The organism is Streptomyces sp. GL_148 (assembly GCF_057834205.1).
In genome coordinates, this window is the sequence record NZ_CM174396.1 from 2,659,131 (window position 1) to 2,681,640 (window position 22,510).

Consider the following 22,510-nt stretch of genomic DNA (forward strand, 5'->3'; position numbering starts at 1 on the left):
CAGCAGGGCCCGGCCGCCTACCTCTCACAGCGTCGGCCGGGCCCTCTTCTCCCCTGAAGGAGCACGTTCAGCATGACCGAGACCACCGTCGAACCGCAGGCCCCGCCTCAAGAAACCACGACCAGCCCGGCCCCGACGGAGCCCACCGCCGGGGCCAAGGAGGTGGAGCACACCCCGGGCGGTTTCCCCGTGGGTCCGCTGTCCCTGACCGGGACGAATACCGCCGCCGGACTGCTGGCCACCGCCGCACTGGCCGGCGGCCCGATCGCCGCTGCGATCGCGATGACCGGCGCCGCCGTCCTCGGTACTGCCGCAACCCACCAGCGAGCCAAGGACCGCAAGAAGAAGCCCGCGGCCAAGCCCGCCCCTGTCGCCAACCGGACCGCCAGGGGCGGCAAAGGTCGCGGCACCTTGGGGCGGATCCCCTCTCAGCCCCGCACTAGCCCGCGTACGGGTGGTGGATCTGGATCTCGTCGGAGTGTTGGTGGGCAGGCCCGCCACCGCGCGGCCGGCACCGCCGGTGGCCGATCCGGCAGCTCATCCACCAAGGCGGTGACGCCATCCGTCCGTCAGCGGGCCGGGCAGGCCGCTGGCCGTCTGGCTGGCGGCCGGGCAGGGCAGGTCGCCGGCTTGCGTTCGCAGGCCAAGACACAGGCCCCGACCCGATCCGCCGCCCGCACGGCTGCAGTTCAGGCCCGCCGACAGGTCGCCGACACCCGGCGGGCGACAAAGGCCGCCGAGCGCAGCGCCTCCACCGGTAGGAAGGCGCACGGTCTGGCGGCCCGCACCCTCGCCCAGACCATGGGCAAGGCCGCCGCCGTCCGCGACAAGGCCGTCCGTGCCACCCGGGCTGCACGGGATCGCAACGCTCAACGTGCAGTCGCCCAAGGCCGTACCGGGGTGCAGGAAGCAGCACACCGCAGGCGGGTAACCGCCCTACAGGCCCCCGCACGGAAGGCCGCACGCCGAGCCCTGCGCCGCTCCGCCGCACGCTTCCAGGCCCGTCGAGCCCTCTCCGTCGCGCTCGGCGCGGCCCTCGGCGTCCTCGGGATGGTGACCACTCCACTCGGCCGCAAGCTCCGCTTCGGCTGGCTGATGTTCCCCGGCCGGCGCCTCTACCAGTTCCTCGTCGGCCGGGCCCGCGCCGAGCGCGAAGCCCGTGATGAGGAGATCCGCGCCCAGCTCGAAGAAGACGAAGCCGCGGCTGAAGAGCAGGCCGCCGCCGAGCGAGACCAGGACACCGAGGCCGACCTCCTCGGCGATACGGCCGCTCGTCCCGCCAAGAACGTTCCCGCACCTCCCGCCAGCCAAGGAGTACGCAGCATGAGCACCGATTCCGGGTTCAGGTTCGAGGAACTGGCCGCCGAGATGGAGCAGGCGGCCCAGGCCTACGAGCCCGAGAGCGCCATGGAGATCCTCGCCATGATCGAAGGCCTGCCCGAGGCCCTGACGTCGATCGCGAACGTCATGCGGATCCTCGCGGAGCGCTCCGACACCGAGTTCCCGCTGGAGAAGGAAGTCGCCGACGGCTTCGACGACATCTACGGCGCGATCAACTCCGCCGTCGCAGTGGCCGAAGACCTCGGACCCGCGTTCCGGCAGGCCCACGAGGCCGACATCGCCCGCCACGAGGACCCCCGCAACGGCCCCGAGGCCGAGAAGGGCTGGAACGTCTGATGACCACCACAAACACCGTCACCCACAACGGACTCGCCCTCGACTGGGCCGCCGGCCACGGACCCGTCACCGGCGCCCTATCCGCCACGACCGGCATGTACGCCGTCTCCACCGTCGGAACCCTCGCCCACATGCCCCCCACCTGGGCCCTCGCAATCGGCACCGTCGGCGCGATCGGCCACACCGCGTCGGGGCTGCGGCAGAAGCTCGCCGCCCGCACCATCAGCGCCCGCGCTGCCTCCTGGCTCGTGGGCTCCGGCTGGACCACGTGGGCGCTGGCCACCGGCCCTCTCAACTGGACCGCGCTGGGCTCCCTCGCGGTGATCGGCGTCAGTATGGGCGCCGCTGCCCGCTCCGTCGGCTTCTATGAGGAGGCCCGCGAACTCGAAGCGATCGCTGCCGCTGAGCGGCAGGTGGCCCGGGAACTGTCCGCGGACCGGCGGGCCATCGCTGCCGAGTGGGTCGACCGCGTTCAGCGGGTGTGTGGGATCACGCTGCGGGTCGTGGCGGTGGAGATGTGGCCGACGAACACCGGGTTCACCATCGACGCTGAACTCCCCGCCGGCGGCACCACATACGACCGCATCGCCAAGGAGAACGCCCGCCTTCCCGCGGACGCTCGGTTGCCGCACGGCTGCACTGCTGCCGCTTCCCCCGGGATCGATCAGGGCCGCGTCCTCATCGACGTGACCACGGTCAACGTGCTGGCCGCCGAAGTCCCCTACCCGTCCGACTACAGCCCCCTGTCGATCCACACCGGCATCCCGTGGGGGTACCGGACGAACGCGGACGCGATCCTCACCTACCTCCGCGAGCAGTGCGCCCTCGTCGTCGGCCCCACCGGATCCGGCAAGACGAACATGGTCCACGTCATCCTGGCCGGGTTCGCCCGCGCCGACGACATCCTGACCTGGGTCATCGACCTCAACGCCGGATCGGCCGGCCTGCCCTGGATCCGCCCCGCCATGGACGGCTCCGGACAGGGAACCGCAGTCCGGCCAGGCATTGACTGGCTGGCCGCCTCCCACGAGGAGGCGCTCCTCATGCTCGATGCGGCATTGCGGATCGGGCTGTACCGCAAGCGGGCCTACCAGGACTTGATGGCCAAGGCCAACACCGATCTCCTGCCGGTCAGCGCGGAGATTCCGCAGATCATGCTGGTCATTGATGAGGGTGCCGAGATCCTCGTCAGCAGCGAGCCCGAGAAGAAGAAGCTCGCGAAGAAGATCCTCGAAGTGATCCGGATGCTCCGCGCCATGGGCATCCGCACCGTCCTCACCGCGCTCGGCGCCACCGGCTCCGTGCTGGGCAACATGATGATCCGCCGCGAAGCCAAGACCCGCGTCGCCCTCACCGGTGGCGCGACCGAGGGCATGGACCTGTCGAAGCTGTTCCCCGGCGGGACCGGGCTACGGATCGAGCAGGCTCCGGACAAGGGCACCGGCTTCATGGGCACGCCCGAATCGCCCGCTGCGCTCTTCGGGACATGGCGGATCCTGCCCACGCAGATCCGCGACATCGTCCACGCCACCTCCGACCGGCACCCCCGGCTGGATGCTGTCTCGGCGAAGGCGGCCGGCGCGGACTACGCCCGCCGGTGGGACCACGGCCGCACCGCATGGATCACCGATCACCAGCAGGCCGACTACCCCACCTCCAGCGGGCCGAGCTCGGCACCTGCGGCCGGTGGGCTGAACTTGTCCGCGCACCGCAAGCAGGAACCCGCGGTGACCGAGGTCGACGGAGTGGACATCGAGTTCCAGCGGCTCATCGACATCGAGTTCAACACCCCCAAGCCAGAGCAGGAACCGGAATCCCGCAAGGAGCGCCCCGGTCTGAACCTGTCGGCGCTGCGCGACGGGGAAGGCGGCCCGGACTGGCTGCCCGAAGCAATCGCCGCCCTCTACACCGCAGGGCCCGACGGGCTGAAGCCCGCGGCCATCGCGGACGCGGTCAGCCGGGGCCGGGAGTCGGTCCGCAAGGCCCTCAAGGCCGCCGCTGAACGCGGTGAGCTCGTCTACCGCGACCGGGGCCCGCACTCCGTCTACGTCCACCCCGACCACGCCTGAACACCGCTACCCAACCGGTTACTGCCTACTGCCCGCCGTCGGCAGTAGGCAGGCCTCTACTGCCCACCTGCCACCCCTGAAACCCTCTCTCATCTGCGGATTGGGCAGTAGGCAGTAGGCAGTAGCCACTAGGCAGTAGGCAGTAACTCCGCACCCGCACGCCCGCCCCTCCGCCCGCGGGCGGCACCCGCTGCGGGGCCGCCCGCCCGCCCCGAACGGGGACCTTCCCGCATGCCCGTGACCATCTCCCTCGTCGTCCTGCTCGGCGTCATCCTCGGCGTCCTGCTCCGGACCAGAACCCTCGGCGCTGGCAGCGCGCTCGTTGCCGTCGGCTTCGGGTTCTTCCTCGCCGCCACCGGCGCAGCCGCCCCCATCAACGACTTCATCAGCGCCGCCCTCACAGCCATATCCGGAACCTGACCACCCCCGTGCCAAGGAGCCTGCTGTGCATGAGCCCACCCGCACGAGCACCACCCCGCCCGCCCGCTACGGCGACCCCATCTACTACCCCGCCACCATCCAGCACCCGGCCATGCCGCTCGCTGAACTCCCGCCCGGAGTCGAGATGGTCACCCTCCCCGGCGGCTACCGCACCCTCGCCTACACCCACCCCGCGGCCCCCACCACGGTCCCGGCCGCGCAGCCGCTACCGGCGTGGGCCAAGACCACCGCCCTGCTCGCCCCGACCATTGGCGGCGGAATCGCCGCGGCCGGATTCGGGATCTCCTACGCCGCCCCGGGACTGATCGCCATGACCGAAGCCCTCTGGGCCGCCATCGCCCTCATCGCCGCCGGCGTCATCGCCCCGCTCCTCCTCCGCGCCGGACGCGCGTCGGGCGGCCGGGGTGCGGGGCCCGTCCAGCACGTCACCCAGAACATCAGCGCGTCCGGAATGTTCGGCCGCGCCAACGGCACCATCAATCACCGCTGAGGAGTCACTCGATGAACCGCTCCACACTGCCCCTGACCGACCGGATCCGCGACGCTCTTCGGCTCGTAGCGGGCCGGCACACGGTCCGTTGCCCCTACCCGGGCTGCCTCATCCAGGTCCGGTACGGCTTCGTCACCCCCGACGAGGCCAAACGCCTCACCGACATCGCCGTGGACCACGCCCGCCACTGAACGCTGCGGGCGTGCCCCTCACGGATGGGGTCAGGTGCCCAGGGGGAAGCCGACGAAGCCGTCCTCGGTCTGGTAGACGAGGTGGATCTTCTGTGAGGCGAGCAGCTCCTTGATGTCCTTGCTCGGCTCGCTCGGCAGCAGTACGGCGACCCTGAGCCCCTCGGACTTGGGGACGTGGCGCCGGTAGTCGGCAAGCTGACCGATGGCCATCCGCACGTTGGTGCGGGTGGTCTGCCCCTTGGCTTCGTAGAGCACATGCTCGGCGATGTCGTACAGGTCCGGCGTGAGCACACTGACTTCGCCGGCGATGGTCATGTCGAACGACTTGTGCGCGTGGCCGGCCGCCTGCAGGTGCTTCTTGAAGGCTTCCATCAGCAGGCCTTCGCGACGCTGGACCTTCCGCGGTCCGCCCGGGATATCCGCGATGGTCTCCGCAGTCGTGTGCGTCTCGGAGTTCTTGTCCTTGACGCTGGTCTGCGCCGGAATCGGCGTGCTGAGGTCGATGTCCTCGATCACGGTCACCGGCGCCGGCTGGATCCGGTCCTCGGCCGTCCACGCCGGCTTAGAGCCCGGTACCGGCCGAAGCCGGAACACCAGGGCGTTGCGCATCTTGTTGTCCTTGCCGAGACCGCGGTGCACCTCGACCGGGTTGATCGGGTCCACGGTCATCTGCCCGATGTAGCGCTGCTGGACCGTGCCGGAGCCCTCCACCGTGCCGTGGGCGACGAACAGGTGGAGCTCCCGCCCGTCCTCGACGTGGTAGCGCAGGGACTTGTTGCGGCTCTTCATCTCCTGGTCACCGTTCGCGCCGTAGCCGGTGTAGAGGTACAGCGGACCGTACTCGTCGTCCTCGGCCCGCCCGTCGAAGGTGTAGCCGAACTCGGCGCCGGCGGAAGGGTCGGAGTACACAAATACCTTCTTGGCGTCCACACCCGGTTCGATGCCCTGGTACTTCCCGCAGCCGAAGATCGCGGCTACCTCATCCCGCGTCGTCAGCCGGCCCGGCACAAGCTCAAAGGTCGTCGTCATAGCCACGACCCTAAGCACCCCCACTGACATCCCGTTACTCAGTTTTCGGGAGACCACAAAGGCGGCCCCTCTCTCGGCAAAAGACCGGGGCCGCCTTCGATCCACCAGCCCTCAACAGACCTATGGAGGTCACCAGCATGACCCAACCCGCCCCCTTACCGCGAGACCGACAGGCACAGCTACTCGCTGACGCACTGAGCCTCGCGGCCCGCGGCTGGCCCATCTTCCCGCTCCGGCCCGGTTCCAAGACGCCCGCTCTCCACGGAGAAGACCGCTGCCCCCACACCGACGGCTGCGCCGACGGGCACCTGAAGTGGGAACAGCGCGCAACCACCGACGGAGCCACGATCGTCCGCTGCTGGACGCACAAGCCGTACAACATCGGCTTGGCCACCGGCCCCGCCGGACTGATCGTGATCGACCTCGACGCCCCCAAGCCCAACAGCAGTCAGGACGCGCCTGGCGGCGCGGAGACCTTTACGGCGCTCTGCGAGCGCGCCGGGCAGGCCGTCCCCACCACCTACCGCACCCGGACCCCCTCCGGCGGAGCCCACCTGTACTTCACCGCCCCGGCCGGACTCCGGCTGGGGAACACGGCCGGCAAGCTCGGCCCGCTCATCGACACCCGCGCCCACGGCGGCTACATCGTCGCCCCCGGCAGCACCACCCCGGCCGGCGCCTACGAGGTGACCGACCCCGCCCCGGTCGCAGAGCTCCCCGGCTGGCTGCTGCCCCTGCTCCAACCGCCCGCCCCGCTCCCGGCCCGTCGGCTCGTGGCGCCGGCCGTCAGCGGCACCAGCTCGGCCCGCGCCGCGCTGGACGCCGAGTGCAACGTCGTCCGTACCGCCCCGGCAGGGCAGGCAAACAACACGCTCAACCGGTGCGCCTTCAAGGTGGGGCGCTTCGTCGCGTGGGGCGACCTGCCTCGGGACGAGGTGGAGGTGGCCTTCCAAGGAGCGGGGGAGGAGCGGGGACTCACCGCTGCCGAGTGCCGCTCCACGATCCGCAGCGCCCTGGACAGCTCCGCCCGTACGGTCCGGGCCCGGGATGCGGCATGAGCACCCGACCTCATCCCCGCTTGGAAGGCCCCACCCTGGCGCCTACCGGCCCCAGCTCCGCCGAACCGGCACCGGCCACGGACGGCAATGGCGCGCCGAAGGTCGTCGCCGAAGGCGTCCCTTCATCTGTTCGCTCGAACCCGGGCTTCGACGACGGACGCCGGCCCGTCGCATGGCTCCACATCAGCGCCCCCGGCCGCGGCGCCACCCCGTCGGCCCGCTCGTGGTGCTCGTGCGGACGCGACCTCTTCGCCGCCGGCCAGAGCCGCGCGCTCGCACTGATCGACGACCACGTGCGCCACCGCACCGTCTGCCCCCAGCTCGTATCCCAGGAAGGGAAGGCCGCCTGATGAGCGACCCCAAACCGCAGGCCGCGCACATCGACGGGGCCGCACTCCTCGACGAGGTGGAGACCTTCCACCGGCGATTCAACGTCTTCCCGCGGGAAGCCGCCTACGTCGCGGTCGCCCTGTGGGACGCACACGCCCATCTCATCGACGCCTTCGACGGAACCGCCCGCATCGCGTTCCTGTCCCCCGAACCAGGGTCGGGGAAGTCCCGTGCACTGGAGATCATCGAGACGCTGACCCCCCGAGCAGCGACCACGGTCAACGCGTCCCCGAACGCGCTCTTCCGCCTGGTCGACGCCCCCGAAGGACCCCCGACCCTCCTCTTCGACGAGATCGACACCGTCTTCGGCCCCAAAGCCGGAGACAACGAAGCCGTCCGCGGGTTCCTCAACTCCGGCTACCGCCGGGGCGGCAACTCCCTGCGCTGTGTCGGCGAAGGTGCCAACCAGACTGCCGGGTGGTTCTCTTCGTTCTGCGCGGTCGCCATGGCCGGGCTCGGCTCCCTGCCCGACACGATCCTGACCCGCTCGGTCATCATCCGCATGCGAAAGCGCGCACCGAACGAGACCTGCGAGCCCTACCGCCGACGCCAGCACGAGAGGCAGGGCCACGTCCTGCGCGATCGTCTCGCGGAGTGGGCCGACACCGTCCGCGACCAAGTCGCAGAAGCCTGGCCCGAGATGCCCGAAGGCGTCACCGACCGGCCCGCCGACGTCTGGGAGCCCCTCCTCGCCGTCGCGGACGCCGCCGGGGGGAACTGGCCCGAACGGGCCCGCGCCGCCTGCGTCGAACTGATCAACGCTGCACACGACAACGAGGAAGCGTCCCTCGGCATCCGGCTGCTCACCGACCTGCGGGACAAAGTGTTCTGCGGAGCCGACCGCATGCCCACCGCCGTGATCCTCGAATGCCTCCTCACCCTGGACGACTCCCCGTGGGCCGACCTCGACGACAAGCCGATCACCTCCCGGGCCCTGGCCAAGATGCTCAGCCAGTACGTCACCCCGGCGAACAAGCCCATCAAGCCCCGCACCTTTCGAATGCCCTCCGGAACGCCCAAGGGCTACTTCGCCGACGACCTGTCCGACGCCTGGACCCGCTACTGCCCCCTCCCCCCGCTCAGGTCCGCAACATCCGCAACACCCGCAACACCCCAGGTCACAGGGGGTGAATTTGTTGCGGATGGCCCGATCGGCATCCGCAACAGTTCGACGGAACCCGCCACACCCCCGCTCCACATCGTGGGCTGATTCGCACCTTCGGATGGGTGCCGCCGCACCAAGGTGTGGCGGCACCCATCCGCAACAGACCCGCGATCCGCAACAGATCCATGCCTCTGACCAGGCGTGTTGCGGTGTTGCGTCTGTTGCGGATCCCCAGGCCGAAGGAAGCCCCTCCCCCGCCACGGAGGTCTCAGTGAGTTCGGATCTGCCCACCACCCACCAGGCACTCACCGTTCCCGAGGTCATGACCGCGCTGCGTCTCAGCCGCTTCAAGGTCTACGACCTCATCCGCACGAAACAGCTTCGAAGCATCACGATCGGTCGGGCGCGCCGCGTGCCGGCCGACTGCCTTCACACCTTCATGCAGACCAAGTTGGAGGAAGCCGCCTGATGGCACGCAAGAGGAACCCGAACGGCGCTGGCAGCATCTGGCAGCGGAGCGACGGTCGTTACGAAGCCCGCGTCTACGTCATCCAGCCCGACGGTACTCGCCGGCGGAAGACCGTGTACGGCAAGACCTGGGCCGAATGCGACGCCAAGCGCCAGGAGCTTGTCCTGCGAGACCGCCAGGGCATCCCGACGCCCACTCGCTCGGCCAAGCTCTCCGAGTGGTTGCCGTTCTGGCTGGAGACGTTCGTCAGGAACGACCGCAAGAAGACGACGTACGCGAAGTACGAGACCCACGTCCGTCTGTACCTGATCCCGCAACTGGGCTCCAAGCGCCTTGAGACCCTGGGCGTGCCCGACGTGAGGCGCATGCTCGCCGACGTGACCGCGCAGACCTCCGCCGCGACGGCAAAGGAGTCGCACCGAGTGCTTCGCAGCGCACTCACCGCGGCGAATCGGGAGGAGCTCATCAGTCGGAACGTGGTGATGCTCGTACCGGCCCCGCGCGTCGTCCAGCGGGAGCTCAAGCCCTGGGACCTCGACGAGACACTCACGTTCCTGGAGGCCGGCAGGCGCGACCCGTTGTACGCGGCCTTCGTGCTCGCCATCGCCCTCGGGCTCCGACGGGGCGAAGTCCTCGGGCTCCGCTGGTCGGACATCGACCTCGACCGCCGGACGCTCACCGTGCGGAACCAGATTCAGCGTGTGCAGAAGGAGCTGTATGCGGACTCCACCAAGAACCGGCGGACTAGGGCCATCTGAGGGGCACCGCAGAAAACGGACTGTGCTTGCGCGAGAAACTTACGCTGCGAGCTGTATCTTCTCGTATTCGCGGTGAACCTCTTGCGGGGTCTTGTACCCAAGTCCCGAGTGCAGGCGTCTACGGTTGTAGAAGACTTCTATGTACCGCACTATCGCCTTGCGTGCGTGTTCCCGGGACGGGAAGGTAGTGCGATACACGAGTTCGTTCTTCAGGGCTCCGAAAAAAGACTCGGCCATGGCGTTGTCCCAGCAGACTCCGGTCTTGCCGACCGAGGGCCGCATTTGCATCCTTTGAAGTTTCGTTCGGAACTCTTGTGAAGTGTACTGGCTTCCTCTGTCAGAGTGAAATATGCATCCATCAGCGAGCTTGATATTGCCCGCTGCCATGTCGACGGCGTCCGAGATGAGGGATGTCTTCATGTGGTTCGCCATGGACCAGCCGACAACGGCCTTGGTGTGGCAGTCAATCACCGTCGCCAGGTAGAGGAAGCCGTCCCAGGTGTGGATGTATGTGATGTCTCCCACCAGTTTCTGTCCGGGAGCGGCGGCCGTGAAGTCGCGTCCGAGGAAGTCCCGGAGTGCCGGCTGATCATTGTCTGACACGGTCGTGATCCGCCAGGGCCTTGGCTGGCAGGGGACCAGGTCCAGGTCCCGCATCAGGAGACGCACCAGCTCGGGCCCTGCCTCGACGCCCTTGCGGCCGAGGGCGGCGTGAACTCGGCGGTATCCGTAGGTGCCATCGGATTCGTCGAAGACATGACGAATGATGAGCTTCAGTTTTTCACGCCGCTCGAAAGTGGGCGAAGCCGGTCGCATTTTCCAGGAGTAGAAACCAGAGGTGGAAACGTCAAGCCAGGTGCACATGCCCGTGATCGGGAAATTGTCCTTCTCGCCGTCGATGAACTCATACTTCTCGGTCACCGATGGTCGCGGGCAAAGAAGGCTGCCGCTTTTTTTAGGAAGTCCCGTTCGGTGGTGACCTCCTGCAATTTCTTCTCCAACTCGCGGACACGCTCGTCCGCGGCGATGGAATCTGCCATCGGTTCGCCTGCGAGGTGCCGCTTCCGGTACTGGGCGACCCAACGACTCAACGAGCTCTCGGTGACACCGAACTCCTTGGCGACATCCGCGTGGGGGCGTGATTTGTCGAGTACTTCCCGCACTACTCGCTCTTTGAGTTCTGCCGAGTACGGGGTCGTGCGCTTTGCCACTTACCTATCCTTTGGTCAAGGTAAGTATCTCTTGCATGGCGGGAGTCCGCGAACTTCGGGGCACCTCAATCCCCATCCCTCAGATGTGCGTGGCACCTCTGCGCTGGCAGCGCATGCGACAGACGGCCTTGCGGTCCGCTGCCAAGCAGTGGGATGAGAGCGACTACGTCTTCACCACCCGCTCGGGTCGGCCTGTCGAGCCGCGCAACCTCAGCCGCTCCTTCGAGCGCATCGGCGAGGACGCCGGGCTGCCGCGCATCCGCCTGCACGGGTGCGCCACGCTGCTCTTCGCAGCAGGGGTACCGCCGCGCGTGGTGATGGAGATCCTGGGTCACTCCCAGATCGCCGTCACGATGAACATCTACACCCACGTGACCGACGGCAGTAGGCGCGAGGCCATGGGGCACATGGACCGGATGTTGCGCCGTCGGCGGCCGGCCGAGTAGGCGACTGCCGTCACTTAGAGCCGTCAAAGGCCCCCAACCATGATCGGCTGGGGGCCTTTTTGCTGGTGGGCGCGGACGGTTTCGAACCGCCGACATCTGCTTTGTAAGAGCAGCGCTCTACCCCTGAGCTACGCACCCGTGGATGAGTGGACAGCCTACATGCAGGGCACACCCCCCACGCAAACCCGTTCCCGTGGGGGAGAATGGGCCGGGGCAGGGGCATTGCGGACCGGGTACGGGAGAGGCGACTGTGACGACGGCACCCCGGCGGTGGTTCGGCGGCGGCGGGCGGGACGAGAGTCGGCGGGCGGACGCGCAGGCGGCGAAGGACGCTGCCGCGGCGGCGTTCTACGAGCTGGACTCCGCACAGCGGGATCTGCGGATCTCGATCGAGACGATCGCGGCCGCGGACGGCTCGCCGGAGGCGCGTCGGGTGGGTGAGGGGTTCGTCGCGCTCGGGCAGCGGATCGACCAGGTCAGCCACGTGTACATCAATGCCGTCGACGCTCACGATCTCGATCGGGTGGAGCTGGAGGCGTCCGCCGCGACGCGGGCCCGGGACGAGCTGACCCGGGCCAAGGAGGAGCTGGTACGGGTCAAGGGCGAGCTCGACCGGTTCGCGCTCGGGCTGCAGCCGTTGCTGGACCGGGCCGAGACGCAGCTGGCCCGCGTGGCGCCGGCCCGGGAGCGGGCCAGGGCCGCGCTGCTCGCGGCGAGCACGGCGCTGGACGAGGTGCGCGGCAAGGGGATCCGGGCCGACGACCTGGCCGCCCGGCTGGCCGCGCTCGGGCCGGAGCTGACCAAACTGAACCAGGGCGCCGCGCAGCACGGGGTGCAGGAGACCGTGCAGCGCGCCGACCGGATCCTGCGCGACGCCGAGGCGATACGGGCCGAGGCGGCGCGGCTCCCGGAGCGGGCCGCGGAGATCGACCGGCGGCTGGTGAGCCTGCGGACCCGGGCGCAGGCCCTGCGCAACCGGGCGGACCGGGTGGATCCGGTGCTCAGCGAGCTGCGCCGGCGCTTCAGCGCGGCCTGCTGGCAGGACCTCCAGCAGGTGCCGGAGCAGGCGGTACGGGACGTGGCGCAGGCGGAGGACCGGCTCGCGGAGGCCGGCCGGGCGCGCGACCTGCAGCAGTGGGCCGTCGTAGCGGCCCTGGTCGAGGCGGTACGGGCTTCGCTGGACGCCACCGACGAGGCGGTGTCGGCGGCGCAGGACCGGCTGACCCGGCTGGAAGCGGTGGCGCGGGATCCGCAGGCCGAGGTGCAGCGCACCCGGTTCGCGATCCGGGACGCGCAGCGCCTGGCGATGGAGGGCCGCACGGTCCCCGAGGACCGGCACGCCCGCCCGCTGGACGAGGCGGTGGCCCGGGTGTCGCGGGCGCTGGCCGCGCTGGAGGACCGCCACCCGGACTACTGGGCCTTCCTCCAGGAGATGGAGGCCGTACGGTCCTCCGTTCAGCGGGTGGTGACGGACATCCGGACCGAACGCGGACACGCCTGAGGGGGCGCCCGCGGACCGGACTTGTCCGGGTGGAGGCATCGGCGGATGCTGGAGGGGCCAGGAACGGAGCAGAGGAGGGCGCCATGGCCGCCCACGCTTCACCCGCACCGCAGGAGTCGTACGCGCCCCACGCGCTCTACGGGTGCCACGAGCCGCACGAGAACTACGCGCCCTACGTGGCCCACGAGCCGTACGCGACGGCAGCACCGCCCCGGAACTCCCCCGGGATCCTGCATCGCATGATGCGTCCCGTCAACGCGCGCCTCGACGAGCACCTGCCCAGCGATCACCGGCTCAGCAAGGTCTACCGGGTGGGCGCCGGCCTGACCGGACTGCTGCTGGTGGCCTTCGGGATCCTGGGGCTCATCGACCGGATCGGTTTCTTCGACACCGGCGGGGACACGGTGCTCGCGCTGAACACCAACGGCGCGCTGAGCGTCCTGTCGATCTGCATCGGGCTGCTGCTGTTCGTCGGGATGGTCATCGGCGGCAGTTTCGCCTCGACGCTCAACATCGTGCTGGGTGTGCTGTTCATCGCGAGCGGGTTCGTGAATCTCGCCCTGCTCGACACGCAGATGAACTTCCTGGCCTTCCACATCCCCAACGTGCTGTTCAGCTTCGTGGTGGGCGTGATGCTGATGTGGTTCGGGATGTACGGGCGGGTGGGCAGCGCCCTGCCGCACGACAATCCGTACTGGCGTGCCCGCCACCCCGAGCAGGCGGCTCGTGAGCAGCGGGCACGTACGAGGGGGAGGCCCGCCGGCAGGCCGGCGTAGGGACGTAGCCGGCGCCTCCGTTCCCCGGGCGCTGCCCGGACCGGGCGCTGCCCGGACCCGCGCCTCAAACGCCGGCGGGGCTGGATTCGACCAGCGTCCGGTTTTGCGTGCGGGCCACGTCGGCCAAAAACCAGCCCCTCCGGCGTTTGAGGAGCAGGGGTCCGGGGGGGGCTGGCCCCCGGCGACGGCGCCGCGCACCGTACCCGGGGATTCCGGTGCGGGGTCCGAACTGCGTAGCCTGTCCGCATGCCCCGTTACGAATTCCGCTGCCGGACCTGCGAAGACACCTTCGAGGTCAGCCGGCCCATGGCCGAGTCCTCCGCGCCCGCCGACTGCCCCGCCGGGCACGCCGATACCGTCAAGCTGCTCTCCGCCGTCGCCGTCGGCGGGAGCAGCGCAGCCCCCGCCGCGCCCATGGGCGGTGGCGGAGGCTGCTGTGGTGGGGGCGGCTGCGGCTAGGGCGAAAGAGACGGCCTAGCGCCTGCGGGAGAGGGTGATGCCGTCGGAGATCGCCAGCAGCACCGACTCCATGCGGGGGTCCGCCGCGACGTGGTCGTTGTAGGCCTGGACCCCCGCCGCCCCGCCGGTCGCCGCCGGGTCCAGCACCATGCCGTGGTACAGCGTGTTGTCCGTGACGAGGAGACCGCCCGGGCGCAGGCGCGGTACGAGCTCCTCCCAGTAGGCGATCTGGCTCTGCTTGTCCGCGTCCATGTACACCATGTCGATGTGCGGCTCCGCCGGCATCGCGCGCAGCGTCTCCAGCGCGGGCGCGATCCGCAGGTCGATGCGGTCCGCGACGCCGGCCTTGGCCCAGGCCTCGCGCGCGTACGCCGTCCACTCCTGCGAGACGTCGCACGCGATGAGGCGTCCGTCCGCCGGCATGGCCTGGGCCATCGACAGGGAGGAGAAGCCGGTGAAGGTGCCGATCTCCACGATGTGCCGCGCGCCGGTCAGCCGGACCAGGAAGGCCAGCAGCGGCCCCTGCTCCTCCGCCGACTGCATTCCGGCCGAGTCCGGGAAGACCTCGTACGTCGTCGCCACCAGCCCCCGCTGGACCTCGTCCAGCGGGGGGTTGTGCGCGAGCATGTACTGGTAGAGCTCGTCTGTGATCTTGGTGCTGTTGCCCTTGGTCATGGGCCCAGTGTGCCCAAGGTCAGGCGGCCGGTGTGCCCAGTCGCGTCACTTCGCGCGTGAACGCGCGCACGATCTCCTCACCGGCCAGCACGCCCGCCTGGGCCAGCGCCGTCACGTGCGGCGCCGTCCAGCCGGCGTCGGCCAGCTCCCCGTGGCCCGGCCGCCAGGCCGTGTCCGCCGCGAGCAGCAGGTCCGCGTCCAGCAGCGAGTCCCCGGCGGCCAGCGTGCTCGTGGCCCCCACGCGCCGGGCCACCTCGTGCATGGCCGCGCTCTTGGTCAGCGGCCGCGGTACGGCGTAGATCTTCCGGCCCTGGAGCGAGACCGTCCAGCCGCGCGCCTCGGACCATTCCGTCAGCGTCTTGATCCACTCCACGGGGACCAGCGCCCGCTCCACGACCAGGTACGCGAACAGGTCCTCCGCCACCCGCGCCTTGCGCAGCCACGCCGGGTCGGTGACGGACATCAGGTGCGCGTGCATCTCCTCCAGCGGGACGGACTCCGCGGCGAGCCGCGCCGCGACCTGGCGGCGCCAGTCCCGGTCCGGGACGCCGTCCACCAGGAGCTGGCCGCCGTTGGCGCAGATCGCGTACTTCGCCGGCCGTCCGGGGAAGCGGATGCGCTGGTACTGCTTGCGGGTCCGGGTGGTGGTCGGCACGAACACCGCGTCCGGGTCGGCGGACAGCTCCGCCAGCAGCCCCGCCGCCGTCTCCGTCATGTACGACAGCGGCTTGCTCTCGTGCACCTCCACGCACAGCAGCCGCGGGGCCACCGGGTCGGGCATGGTCAGGCCGAGCGCGGCCGCCGAGTAGATGAGCGTACGGTCGAGGTCACTGGCTACGAGAACGGTCACTTGGTGGCCACAGCCTTTCCGTCGGCGCCCGTGGCGCCGCGCGTGAATCGGGGATGGATGAGTCCTACGCAGCTGTAGGGGAGGCCGTCGACCTCTTCCACCGGCACCCCCCGCTGCTCCGCGAGGAGACGTACGTGGTCCAGGTCGGCCCCGGCGCCGCGCTGCGCGAGGATCTTCCACGGCACCCGGCGCAGCAGCACCCGCGTGGTCTCGCCGACGCCGGGCTTCACCAGGTTCACGTCGTGGATGCCGTATTCCTCGCTGATCCGCTCCACCGCCCGCCAGCCCACCCAGGTAGGCGTGCGGTCGGCGGCGAGGAGCTCCTTGACCTCGGCGTCCACGGCCTCGGCCACCTCCTCGAAGTGTGCGGAGACGGTGTCGACGAACGCGACGGAGACATCCGCCCCGGCGAGCTCCCGGTAGAACTTCGCGCCGTGGAAATCGGCGGGTCCGACCAGGTCGGACCTGAGCACCGTACGCGAGACCAGTCCGGAAACAGTGGAATTGAGACAGGCGGAGGGGATCAGGAAGTCCTCGCGCGTGCCGTACGTCTCCACGCACGAGCCGGGGTCGGCGAGGACCACGATCTCCGGGTTGAAGCCCTCGAACTCGCCCAGGGCCTCCCGCAGTTCGCGGGTGATCGCCCCCTTGCCGGTCCAGCCGTCGACGAAGACGACGTCGGCCGGATCGTGGTGGGCGGCCAGCCAGCGCAGCGCGTTGGCGTCGATGCCGCGGCCGCGCACGATGGAGACGGCGTAGTGCGGCAGGTCCAGGCCGTGGCGGGCCTGCGCCCAGCGCCGCATCAGCACGCCGACGGGGGTGCCGGCGCGGGCCAGGGAGACGAGGACGGGGGACTGTGAGCGCTCGGCGAGGACCGTCTCGGTGACGGTGCCGACGGCGCGGGCCATCCGGGCGGCGGAGGCGGTCAGCGCGCTCTGGTAGAGCTGCTGGTACTCCGGGGACGGCTGGAACTCCACCGGCAGCGATTCCGCGTAGTGCGCGCCGCCCGCCTGGATGGCCTCCTCGCGCTCCTCGGTCGGGGCTTCCAGCTCCACGTCGGAGAGGTCCTGGAGCAGCCAGCCGACGTCCTCGGCGGCGTAGGAGGAGAAGGCGGGACCGCGCAGTGGGTCGCGCAGTGGGTCGCGCAGTGGTTCAGGCAGGGGTTCGCGCAGGGGCTCGGTCATGATCGGCTCCTGCCGGTCGGGTACGTACGAAGGTATGACCGCCAGCACGACCCGGCCGGTGTGCGGAGCGAGGGCCGCGAGCAGGCCGGTACGGAGCTCTTTGGTGTCCCCGGCCGAGTCCACGACGGCGACCACGGCGTCGAAGCCGGTGCCTGCCGTGCCGGCGACGTTGTACGCGTACCGGTCTCCGGGGCCGTCGGCCGGGTCGTCGTGGGCGGGGAAGACGAGGCGGGTGCGGATCGCGTAGCCGGGGTCGTCCACGGCAAGCACCGGCGAGCGGGTGGTGGTGGAGAAGCGGACCTCGGCCGCGGCGCCGGACGCCTCCAGGGCCTGCGCGAGGCGCAGCGGGGCGTACATCAGCTCCTCGTTGCCGAGTACGAGGACCCTGGCGGGGACCGCGCCGAGCGCGGTCTTGAGCCGGTCCGCCATGGCGGGCAGCGCCGCGTCCAGTGCTGCGCGGTGCGCGGGGGTGAAGCCGTGGCGACCGCCGTCGGGTATCCCGGCCGGCCAGCCCAGTTCCACGGTGGTCACCTGCGCGCCGGCTGCCGGGGCGCCGCCCCGGACCTCGCTGCTCAAACTCCCCCAGACTTCGTCCGGGGGGACCCCCGGCAGGGGCTGATTTTGCCCACCCCCGGGCTGCGATTCGGCGGCCGCGGACTGAGATCCGGCAGCGGCGGCGGGAGCGGCTGCGGCGGAAGCCGACGCGGACGCGACCGCGGCAGTGGCTACGGAAGCGGCAGCGGCGGGACCAGCGGGAGAGCCGGCGGTGGCGGGAGAGGCCGCGGCAGCCATCGCGGCGGCCTTGGCCTCGTACTGCTCCACCAGCGCCTGGCCCTTCTCCAGGACGCCCTCCGGGAGGGAGACCGTGCCGGAGGCGAGGGCTATGAGGTCCACGCGGGCGCCCAGCTCGGCGGCGAAGGCCGTCAGGCGGGCGCGGTCGGCCGGGGAGCGCATGTCGACCAGGGCGACGACCACGTAGTGGCCGCGCGGGTGGCGGGCGTGGAGGTCGGCGATGGTGTTCAGGACGGTGTTGCCGGTGGAGAACTCGTCGTCGACGAGGACCAGCGGGCCCGAGCCCGCCAGCAGCTTCGGGTCCTCGGGCAGCAGCAGGTGCGAGGTGGCGTGGGAGTGGGCCTCCTCGAAGCCGCCTGCGGCCTCCACGCCGGGCACGGGGCGGCGGGTGGAGTGCAGGTACGGGGCGCTGCCCAGGCCGTCGGCCACGCAGTGGCCCAGCCCGGTCGCGGTCTCCGCGTACCCCAGGACGACCGCCGTGGCGGCCTCCTCCTCACCCAGCAGCTCCCGGACCCGCTCGCCGAGCCCGTACCCGGCGGCGTACACGGCCGCCGGGGACTGCGGGACGTGCTTGCCCAGCACACGCGAGACCAGCAGGTGCGCCCGCTTGGGGTTGCGCCGCAGCGCCAGCCCGAGGAGTTCGTCCAGCCGCGGGCCCTCACCCGCGCCCTCCTGCAGGCTCACGCCCAGCCGGTCCGCGACCCACGTTCCCGACCACACCGCTTCGATCTTCTTGCCCTTCTTCGCAGTCAACGGCCCGCTCACACCTGGAGCCCGGCCGTGAGGAGATCGACGAAGCCGACCTCCTCCTTCGCCACACCGAAGACCTCGGCGCGCAGCATGGTGCGCTCGGCCCAGGCCCGGTGGGGCTTCACTTCGTTCATCTTGTTCGTGTAGGCGGAACGCATCACTCCGCCGCCTCCGCTCTCGGGGCGCAGGATGTCTTGAGCATCGCTGAACTCCTCGTGCGACACCACCGAGAGCGCGTGGACCGGGGTGACGTGGGCGGGGTGGATGCAGGTCTTGCCCAGCAGCCCGTTGGCCCGGTCGAGCTCGATCTCGCGCAGCAGCCCGTCCAGGTCGTGCTCGATCAGCGCGGTGCGCAGCTCCTCGACGCCCTCCTCCAGGAAGGGGCTGCGGCGCAGCTGCGGCTTGAAGAGGCGCTGCTGGCTGCGGAAGTACTCCCAGACGGGCCCGGTGACGGTGAAGCCGGTGCCGTCGGCGCGGCTGAGCACGTTGACCACGTCGGCGATCACCCCGGCGACGATCTGGACGTCGTACGCGGTCATGTCGGGGGTGCGCCGCAGCCCGTACGCGGAGCAGAAGTCGGTCACCCCGAGGCGCAGCGCCAGGACCCGCTCGCGGTACTTGTTGACCGTGCGGGAGATCCCGGCGAGGGCCTCGACCCGGGTCTCCAGGTGGAGCAGCTCGGGGGTCTCCAGGACGGGCATCGCGTACAGCCGGGGCTGTCCGCTCGCGGCTTCCGCCTGGGCGACGGCGTCGAGGAAGGCGATGCCCCGGTTCTCGCTGAACTTGGGGAGCACGAATCCGGCCAGCCGCGCCGCCGAGCCGCCGAGCCGGTGCACGAGGTCGGGGATCTGCTCGGGTTCCCGGACGCGGATGAAGAGCAGCGGGAGCTCCGCCGGGTCCTCGTGGAGGGCGGCGAACTGCCGGACGAGGTTCTCCTCGCCGCCCGCGACGTCGGCGTCGCTGATGGAATCCTCCAGGCAGAGGACCATGGAGACGACCCCGAGGCCGGCCTGCTTGCGGATGTCACGGGCGAGCTGGGGCCGGGTGGCCGGGCTGTAGAGCGTGGCCCCCAGGGCGGCCGCGAGCGTGGCGGAGGGGGAGGCGGCGGTGAACTCGGCCGGCTCCTGGTGGAAGAGGTCCTTGCGGACAGTGGGCGATACGTGCCCGAAGTGACGCATGTGCTTCCCCCGTACAGGCTCGGCGGCCGATCTGGCATGGCCGGTAATAGTACGTACGAACGTGAGTCAAGAGTTCCTCAAGCACATGAAATCCAGGTAACCCTCTTGCACCATGCCCAGGTCTCGCGATCCGGACAAGGTCTACGGGGGGCCGCATTGTCCCGCTCCGGCCCGGGAGGGCAGGATGACCGCCATGACGCACGCGATGCAGAAGGGCTCCAACATCCCCGTGACCGCCTTGGCGGTCCGCGCGGTGCTGCGCTGGACCGGGGGGCCCGACGTGCCCGACGTGGACGCCTCCGCGCTGCTCGTGGGGGCGGACGGGCGCGTGCGCTCGGACGAGGACTTCGTCTTCTACAACCAGCCCCGGCACCCCTCCGGAGCCGTCTGGCGGCTCGGGAAGAAGCAGCTCGGCGACGGGATCACCGACGCCGTCCAGGCGGACCTGAGGGCCGTCACCCCGGCCGTGGACCGGATCCTCGTCGTCGCCTCCGCCGAGGACGTCCCCTTCGAGCGGGTCCGCGACCTGCGGATCCTGCTCTACGACGCCACCGCGACCGGCGGCTCCGAACCGCTGGCCTACTTCGACGTGCGGCCGGAGACGGGCGCCGAGACGGCGCTGATCTGCGGGGAGCTGTACCGGCGGGCCGACGCGTGGAAGTTCCGCGCCCTCGGCGAGGGCTACTCAAACGGGCTCGTCGGCCTGGCCACCGACCACGGGATCTCCGTGGACGAGAACGCCCCCGAGGCCCAGGGGCAGGCCCAGGAACAGGAGCAGGGGCAGGGGCAGGGGCAGGCCCCGTCGGCCTCCCCCGCGACCCCGGCGCCGCCCACCCAGGCCCCGCCGGTCTCCCAGCCCGCCTACGGCTACCCGCAGCCGGTATCGCAGGCACCGGCGCCGGTCCCGGCGCCGGCCCCGGACGCGGCCTTCCGGCTGCCGGCGCAGGGCCCGCAGTTCATCCGCCGGTGACAGCGGCCGGGTCAAGCCGACCCGGCCGGCCCGGCCGGGCCCGTCAGGTCTTCGTCTTGTAGCCCCGTCCCCACTGGAGGCCCCACCCGTACAGCCGGTCCAGCTCGGCCTGGAACCCGTACACGAAGGTGACCTCGCGCCGCACGATCAGCTCTCCCTTGACGTTCTCCAGGGAGACGACCGCGCAGGAGCGGGCGTGCGGGTGGCGCTCCTCCAGCGGGATCTCGATCCGCGGCCCGGTGATCGGGTAGAGGGTGACCAGGGCGTGCGTCCGGTCGAAGGCCGGGGTCTGGTCGTAGATGTACACGAAGACCAGCAGCCGCTTGATCTCCTCGGCGTGGTCGAGATTGACGAAGATCGTCTCGCCGGAGGGCGCCCCGAACCGGTCGTCCCCGCTGAGCTTCACGTACGGCGGACTGTTGATGTCCCCGTGCAGGTTCCCCAGCGGCTGGACGACGCCCCGGGTGCCGTCGGTCAGCTCGTAGAGGCAGCCGATGTCGAGGTCGACATTGACCATGCCCTGGGTGTGCGCCTGCACCATGTCCGGCTTGAACAGTTTGAACGGATGCCGGAAGAGCTGCCCGCTCTGGCCGGCACTGCGGCCGCCTATGTCCGAGGTCCGCATCCGCCAGGAGAGGTTCACGCGCAGATTTCCGTGCACCGCCCCCTGTTTGGTGAGCGATACCGTCGGATGGCGTTTGGTCAGCTCGATCGCGTTCGACGAGGCACTGCCCGACTGGAACTGCGTGCCGCGGCTGCCCCTGATGCCGTCGAAGAATCCCATCCCCACAACCCCCCTGGTTCCTTGGCGCGCCCGGTCCCCTGCCGACACGCCGGCTGACATGCGGACGGGGCGGTCCAGAAGGCCCGTAGACCTTCCGGACCGCCCCGCACTTGAGCGTTCCGCATTACCGCCGCGATCATGCGTCGGCGGTGGAACCCTCCAGCTCCAGGCGCTTGTTGCGGCGCACCGAGGACCAGAAGGACCATCCGATCAGCACGACGCCGACCAGGCCGGTGACGACCTCGTTGATCTCGTGCTGGATCGTGACGAGCAGGATGACGGCGAGCGCGCCGATGGCGTAGTGCGCGCCGTGCTCCAGGTAGACGTAGTCGTCGAGGGTGCCCTGGCGGACCAGGTAGACCGTCAGCGACCGGACGTACATGGCACCGATACCGAGGCCGAGGGCCATGATCACGATGTCGCTGGTGATGGCGAAGGCGCCGATGACCCCGTCGAAGGAGAAGGAGGCGTCGAGGACTTCGAGGTAGAGGAACATGAAGAACGCGGCCTTGCCGGCCATGGCGACGGCGGAGACGGGCTTGCCGCTCTTCTTCGCCGCTTCCTCGGCCTCGTGTTCCTGCTCCTCCTCTTCCTCCAGCTTGTTCTCGAAGTAGCCGGAGAGGCCACCGACGATCATGTAAGTGATCAGACCGAGAATGCCGGAGATGAGGACCGTCTGCGCCTTGTCCTCGTGGCCGGTGGACTGGTGGGCATGAACGGCGAAGGTCATCGAGGTGATGACCAGGACGATCAGCGCGATGCACGCCGACAGCATGTCGATCTTGCCGAGCTTGGCGAGCGGGCGTTCCAGCCAGGCGAGCCACTTGATGTCGCGGTCCTCGAAGATGAAGTCGAGGAAGATCATCAGCAGGAACATGCCACCGAAGGCGGCGATGGACGGGTGGGCGTCCGTCACGAGCTGCTTGTACATGTCCTGGTCGCGCACCGCGAGTTCGACGGCCTCGATCGGCCCGATCTTGGCGCTGATCGCGACGATCACGATCGGGAAGACCAGGCGCATGCCGAACACGGCGATGAGGACACCGACCGTGAGGAAGATCTTCTGCCAGAAGGCATTCATCTTCTTCAGGATTCCGGCGTTGACCACCGCATTGTCGAAGGACAGCGAGATCTCCAGGATGGACAGGATCGCAACGATCCCGAAGGCCTCCCACCCCCCGTAGAGCACCGCTGCGACCAGTCCGAGCGCAGTGACTGCGAACGACCAGCCGAAGGTTTTCAGAACCACTGGCATCC

At 70.0% G+C, this 22,510-nt stretch carries 21 protein-coding genes, 1 tRNA gene and 2 pseudogenes; 15 read left to right on the forward strand and 9 right to left on the reverse strand.

Going from position 1 to position 22,510, the window contains the following annotated elements; genetic code table 11:
• Window positions 1–72: 72 nt before the first annotated feature.
• The 5 genes from AC3IYI_RS12270 (at window position 73) to AC3IYI_RS12290 (ending at window position 4,868) form a co-directional block, all read left to right on the forward strand.
• Window positions 73–1,677, forward strand: a complete 1,605-nt coding sequence (locus AC3IYI_RS12270; protein ID WP_489410211.1) for a hypothetical protein — start codon at window positions 73–75, stop codon at window positions 1,675–1,677.
• Complete coding sequence (locus tag AC3IYI_RS12275) at window positions 1,677–3,746, forward strand: hypothetical protein (protein ID WP_489410212.1); 2,070 nt, start codon at window positions 1,677–1,679, stop codon at window positions 3,744–3,746. The genes AC3IYI_RS12270 and AC3IYI_RS12275 overlap by 1 nt, the downstream gene beginning before the upstream one ends.
• Before the next feature lie 231 nt (window positions 3,747–3,977).
• A complete protein-coding gene (locus AC3IYI_RS12280; protein WP_489405706.1) occupies window positions 3,978–4,166 on the forward strand; it encodes a hypothetical protein in 189 nt (62 codons plus the stop codon).
• A 25-nt stretch (window positions 4,167–4,191) separates the two neighbouring features.
• Entirely contained in the window at window positions 4,192–4,677 is a 486-nt protein-coding gene (locus AC3IYI_RS12285; protein ID WP_489405705.1) for a hypothetical protein, read from the forward strand.
• A gap of 11 nt (window positions 4,678–4,688) precedes the next feature.
• The gene (locus tag AC3IYI_RS12290; RefSeq protein ID WP_489405704.1) at window positions 4,689–4,868 is read left to right on the forward strand and encodes a hypothetical protein; all 180 of its coding nucleotides are present in this window, start codon (window positions 4,689–4,691) and stop codon (window positions 4,866–4,868) included.
• Window positions 4,869–4,898: 30 nt separating this feature from the next.
• On the opposite strand, the gene AC3IYI_RS12295 is transcribed toward AC3IYI_RS12290, so the two are convergent.
• On the reverse strand, window positions 4,899–5,897 hold the full coding sequence (locus AC3IYI_RS12295; protein ID WP_489405703.1) for an SRA domain-containing endonuclease: 999 nt from the start codon (window positions 5,895–5,897) through the stop codon (window positions 4,899–4,901).
• A gap of 137 nt (window positions 5,898–6,034) precedes the next feature.
• Here AC3IYI_RS12295 and AC3IYI_RS12300 point away from each other — a divergent pair, with 137 nt between their 5' ends.
• From AC3IYI_RS12300 to AC3IYI_RS12320, 5 genes and pseudogenes are all read left to right on the forward strand, one after another.
• Window positions 6,035–6,955 (forward strand): bifunctional DNA primase/polymerase, encoded by a 921-nt coding sequence (locus AC3IYI_RS12300; protein WP_489405702.1) that lies wholly within the window; start codon window positions 6,035–6,037, stop codon window positions 6,953–6,955.
• Complete coding sequence (locus tag AC3IYI_RS12305; protein ID WP_489405701.1) at window positions 6,952–7,305, forward strand: hypothetical protein; 354 nt, start codon at window positions 6,952–6,954, stop codon at window positions 7,303–7,305. Before AC3IYI_RS12300 ends, AC3IYI_RS12305 begins: the two co-directional genes overlap by 4 nt.
• Complete coding sequence (locus AC3IYI_RS12310) at window positions 7,305–8,555, forward strand: DUF3631 domain-containing protein (protein ID WP_489410213.1); 1,251 nt, start codon at window positions 7,305–7,307, stop codon at window positions 8,553–8,555. Before AC3IYI_RS12305 ends, AC3IYI_RS12310 begins: the two co-directional genes overlap by 1 nt.
• Before the next feature lie 166 nt (window positions 8,556–8,721).
• On the forward strand, window positions 8,722–8,919 hold the full coding sequence (locus tag AC3IYI_RS12315) for a helix-turn-helix domain-containing protein (RefSeq protein ID WP_489410214.1): 198 nt from the start codon (window positions 8,722–8,724) through the stop codon (window positions 8,917–8,919).
• Window positions 8,919–9,674 (forward strand): annotated as a pseudogene (locus tag AC3IYI_RS12320) (site-specific integrase); the annotation flags it as partial. The gene AC3IYI_RS12315 and the pseudogene AC3IYI_RS12320, both read left to right, overlap by 1 nt.
• Window positions 9,675–9,716: 42 nt before the next feature.
• Here AC3IYI_RS12320 and AC3IYI_RS12325 read toward each other — a convergent pair.
• Window positions 9,717–10,888 (reverse strand): IS3 family transposase gene (locus tag AC3IYI_RS12325; protein WP_489408176.1). Its coding sequence is split into 2 segments (ribosomal slippage): window positions 9,717–10,636 and window positions 10,636–10,888, totalling 1,173 coding nucleotides; the frame shifts between segments, so codons are not numbered across the junction.
• A 56-nt stretch (window positions 10,889–10,944) separates the two neighbouring features.
• Here AC3IYI_RS12325 and AC3IYI_RS12330 point away from each other — a divergent pair.
• A pseudogene (locus AC3IYI_RS12330) lies at window positions 10,945–11,334 on the forward strand (tyrosine-type recombinase/integrase); the annotation flags it as partial.
• A gap of 63 nt (window positions 11,335–11,397) precedes the next feature.
• Here AC3IYI_RS12330 and AC3IYI_RS12335 read toward each other — a convergent pair.
• Window positions 11,398–11,472: transfer RNA gene (locus AC3IYI_RS12335), tRNA-Val, on the reverse strand.
• A gap of 112 nt (window positions 11,473–11,584) precedes the next feature.
• Here AC3IYI_RS12335 and AC3IYI_RS12340 point away from each other — a divergent pair.
• The 3 genes from AC3IYI_RS12340 to AC3IYI_RS12350 all read left to right on the forward strand — a co-directional run bounded on the left by AC3IYI_RS12340 (window position 11,585) and on the right by AC3IYI_RS12350 (window position 14,070).
• Window positions 11,585–12,835 carry a hypothetical protein gene (locus tag AC3IYI_RS12340; RefSeq protein ID WP_489410215.1) on the forward strand — a complete coding sequence of 417 codons (1,251 nt, stop codon included), beginning with the start codon at window positions 11,585–11,587 and terminating at the stop codon, window positions 12,833–12,835.
• A 239-nt stretch (window positions 12,836–13,074) separates the two neighbouring features.
• On the forward strand, window positions 13,075–13,611 hold the full coding sequence (locus tag AC3IYI_RS12345; protein WP_489411512.1) for a DUF4383 domain-containing protein: 537 nt from the start codon (window positions 13,075–13,077) through the stop codon (window positions 13,609–13,611).
• A 246-nt stretch (window positions 13,612–13,857) separates the two neighbouring features.
• The gene (locus AC3IYI_RS12350) at window positions 13,858–14,070 is read left to right on the forward strand and encodes an FmdB family zinc ribbon protein (protein WP_489410216.1); all 213 of its coding nucleotides are present in this window, start codon (window positions 13,858–13,860) and stop codon (window positions 14,068–14,070) included.
• 15 nt (window positions 14,071–14,085) lie between these two features.
• Here AC3IYI_RS12350 and AC3IYI_RS12355 read toward each other — a convergent pair whose 3' ends face one another.
• The 4 genes from AC3IYI_RS12355 to AC3IYI_RS12370 are packed head-to-tail and all read right to left on the reverse strand — an operon-like array spanning window position 14,086 to window position 19,499.
• Window positions 14,086–14,745: an O-methyltransferase gene (locus tag AC3IYI_RS12355; RefSeq protein ID WP_489410217.1), complete on the reverse strand. Its 660-nt coding sequence runs from the start codon at window positions 14,743–14,745 to the stop codon at window positions 14,086–14,088.
• Between the two features lie 19 nt (window positions 14,746–14,764).
• Window positions 14,765–15,595: an HAD family hydrolase gene (locus AC3IYI_RS12360; protein WP_489410218.1), complete on the reverse strand. Its 831-nt coding sequence runs from the start codon at window positions 15,593–15,595 to the stop codon at window positions 14,765–14,767.
• Window positions 15,592–18,324, reverse strand: coding sequence for a phosphoribosyltransferase (locus AC3IYI_RS12365; RefSeq protein WP_489410219.1), 2,733 nt, complete (start codon window positions 18,322–18,324; stop codon window positions 15,592–15,594). Before AC3IYI_RS12365 ends, AC3IYI_RS12360 begins: the two co-directional genes overlap by 4 nt.
• Window positions 18,325–18,332: 8 nt before the next feature.
• Window positions 18,333–19,499, reverse strand: coding sequence for an HpcH/HpaI aldolase/citrate lyase family protein (locus AC3IYI_RS12370; protein WP_489410220.1), 1,167 nt, complete (start codon window positions 19,497–19,499; stop codon window positions 18,333–18,335).
• A gap of 193 nt (window positions 19,500–19,692) precedes the next feature.
• On the opposite strand from AC3IYI_RS12370, the gene AC3IYI_RS12375 reads away from it, so the two are divergent.
• Window positions 19,693–20,469: a TerD family protein gene (locus AC3IYI_RS12375; RefSeq protein WP_489411513.1), complete on the forward strand. Its 777-nt coding sequence runs from the start codon at window positions 19,693–19,695 to the stop codon at window positions 20,467–20,469.
• A 43-nt stretch (window positions 20,470–20,512) separates the two neighbouring features.
• Here AC3IYI_RS12375 and AC3IYI_RS12380 read toward each other — a convergent pair whose 3' ends face one another.
• Window positions 20,513–21,253, reverse strand: coding sequence for a TerD family protein (locus AC3IYI_RS12380; RefSeq protein ID WP_250745558.1), 741 nt, complete (start codon window positions 21,251–21,253; stop codon window positions 20,513–20,515).
• A gap of 136 nt (window positions 21,254–21,389) precedes the next feature.
• Entirely contained in the window at window positions 21,390–22,502 is a 1,113-nt protein-coding gene (locus tag AC3IYI_RS12385; protein WP_489411514.1) for a DUF475 domain-containing protein, read from the reverse strand.
• Between the last annotated feature and the right edge of the window lie 8 nt (window positions 22,503–22,510).